Genomic DNA, 2,012 nt, shown 5'->3' on the forward strand with positions numbered 1-2,012 from the left:
GCCGAAGGACTGAGCTTCAAAAAAAAGCGTGCTGCCCGCCGAACAGCTCCGACCGGCCATCGCTCGGCGGCGCGAGCAATGGAAGAAGTATCAGGAATGACGGTCGAGAAAACACCCCTTGCAGACCAAGATCTCGCATCAACCGCTGTACAGTGCAGCGTGCAACATCGAAGCCCTCGCGCTTCATCTGCCGCCACACTTTGCGCACACCGTAGACACCGAAGTTCTCGGCAAAGACCCGCAGAACTTCGGGCTTCAGCTCTTCATCCTTCCGGGCACGAGCAGATTGCAAAGCCGGGTCTCGCCGCTTGGCAAGGCGCTCGTGATAGGTGGATGGGGCGATCGGCAGAACCCGGCAGATCGGCTCGACCCCATAGGCATCGCGATGTTCGTCGATAAAGGCGATCATCGTTTGAACGGGCGGTCGAGCTCCGCCTGGGCAAAATATGCCGACGCCTTGCGCAGGATCTCATTGGCTTGCCGCAGTTCGCGGACTTCACGCTCCAATGCCTTGAGCTTCTCGGCGGTCCGTCGGCACACCACCGCGCTTGCCGCTGTCCACCTCGGATTTCTTCACCCATTCCAGCAGCGTGTGCCCGGAACACCCGATCTTCTCGGCCACCGACGTGATCGCCGCCCAGCGAGAAGGATAATCCCCCTCGTGATCCAGTACCATCCGGATCGCCCGCTGCCGAACCTCAGGGGCAAACTTGTTCGTCGTCTTGCTCATCGTAGACCCTCACTCTCAGGAGTTAGGGCCTCCGGCAATCCCGGTGCGGTTCAGTCATGTCATGCATTTTCTGAAAAGTGGCCGGGCCGAGTAGTCGATGCGTCCCGGCCGAAGTTCACAAGGCGAAACGTAAACCAGCCAAAAGTGTCCGACCGAAATGATTATTCTCGAACGCACGATTGGTTGCCTGATCGACGTAGCGATCGCGAAATGTATCTGTCAGGTTGATGCCTTCCAACGACAGTTCGATCCAGTCGGTCAACTTGTAACGCATGGATGCATCAATAGTAAGAGTCGAATTATAACCCTCGAACACATTGCCGTTCGAACTCCCGGTATCGACAAATCCACTTCGATAGCCAGCCGAAGCACGAGTTGAAAAACGTCCATCCTCATAATAGAGCGTCGCGTTGACTGCCCGTTTCGACAGGCCATACAGGGTAGTGCTGAAACTTTGCGATGGTGCAGTTGCGACGCCTGTGGCCGTGAAGGTTGTCGACGGGGGTGTCATGATGTAATCGGCTTGAGATTTAACCAACGTGACGTTGACGATGCCGCCAAACCGCGACCACATTCCTGGCAAAAAAGTAAATGGGGACTGAAGCGAAACCTCCATACCTTTCAGAGTAGCATTGCCCCCGTTGACGGTGGTGTTGATTGCCCACAACTGCCCCTCTGGATTGGAAACAGCTGGAGATCCGGGCGCGAACAGCGACTGTGGTAGTCCGGTCGAGGCATAAGTGTCCACCACAGTCTGCGATACCGGGAAACCGGTGATGTCCTTGGCAAACAGCGCCACCGAAAAGATTGCAGAGCGGGCGAAATACCATTCGAACGCCAAGTCAAAAGATGTCGCACGGAACGGTTGCAACTGCGGATTGCCGTAGTCGACGCGATACCGATAGCCGTCAACAGATCCGCCTGGTGTGAGGTTGGCTAAGCTGGGTCGGGTGATAACGTCGGCAATCGCACCACGCACCACCACGTTACTGGTTGGAAATATGGCGATATTCAATGCCGGTAGCCAGTCTTCATAATTACGTTCGATGTCCACCAAAGTACCGCTATTGTATCCGGTCGATGCCTGATCTGTCCGGACATATCGGACGCCCGCATTCAGCGTATATTCGAGACCGAATATGTCTCCTTTCACGTCGAACTGCAGATAGCCGCCGGACGTTTCCTCCGTATGCATCCGGCGAGACGCGCCTTGTCGTGAGGTAGGGGCCTGCTCTTAAGAACGCTCTCGAGAGCACGCTTAGGAGCAGTGGATGCGGCAGAT

Annotated in this window: 1 protein-coding gene, 1 pseudogene and 1 other annotated feature; the gene and the pseudogene both read right to left on the reverse strand. The window is 56.1% G+C overall.

Annotated elements, in window-relative coordinates; genetic code table 11:
* Nucleotides 1-112: 112 nt before the first annotated feature.
* Nucleotides 113-730, reverse strand: a pseudogene (locus tag BMX92_RS26675) (IS3 family transposase); the annotation flags it as partial.
* Nucleotides 335-451 (reverse strand) — a sequence feature (AL1L pseudoknot). Its footprint overlaps the pseudogene before it by 117 nt.
* 115 nt (nucleotides 731-845) lie before the next feature.
* The gene (locus BMX92_RS26680; protein WP_256213654.1) at nucleotides 846-1,925 is read right to left on the reverse strand and encodes a TonB-dependent receptor domain-containing protein; all 1,080 of its coding nucleotides are present in this window, start codon (nucleotides 1,923-1,925) and stop codon (nucleotides 846-848) included.
* Between the last annotated feature and the right edge of the window lie 87 nt (nucleotides 1,926-2,012).

The sequence above is a fragment of the Sphingobium sp. YR768 genome (assembly GCF_900111125.1).
In the GTDB taxonomy this organism is placed as follows: Bacteria; Pseudomonadota; Alphaproteobacteria; order Sphingomonadales; family Sphingomonadaceae; genus Sphingobium.